The organism is Methylobacterium sp. AC690 (genome assembly GCF_979256535.1).
In genome coordinates this window covers 1-236 of sequence record NZ_CEEDOX010000137.1, presented here as the reverse complement: position 1 = coordinate 236, position 236 = coordinate 1, and the positions used below count along the sequence as shown (strand labels likewise).

Sequence of the window (236 nt, the reverse complement as noted above, 5' to 3'; positions counted from 1 at the left end):
GCATCGCGGGCACGACCGCCAGGGTGTAGCCCATCCGCGCGTAGTTCGCACCGATCCAGGCGGCCGAGCCGCCCGCAAGGGCGAAGGGATGGCCCTCGGGGGCGGCCTCGCTGGCGTAGAGCTCGGGCAGGAGCAGCCGGCTCATCACCCCGTTGCCGCCGGCGATGTGCGAGTGCACCTCGACGCCGCCGGCCCTCACCACGCAGCCGGTGGCGTCGATGGTCCGGTCGGGCGCG

At 75.0% G+C, this 236-nt stretch carries 1 pseudogene; it reads right to left on the bottom strand.

Annotation, left to right across the window (positions count from 1 at the left end):
* Positions 1-236 (bottom strand): annotated as a pseudogene (locus tag AC0IY1_RS25615) (formylmethanofuran dehydrogenase subunit A); the annotation flags it as partial.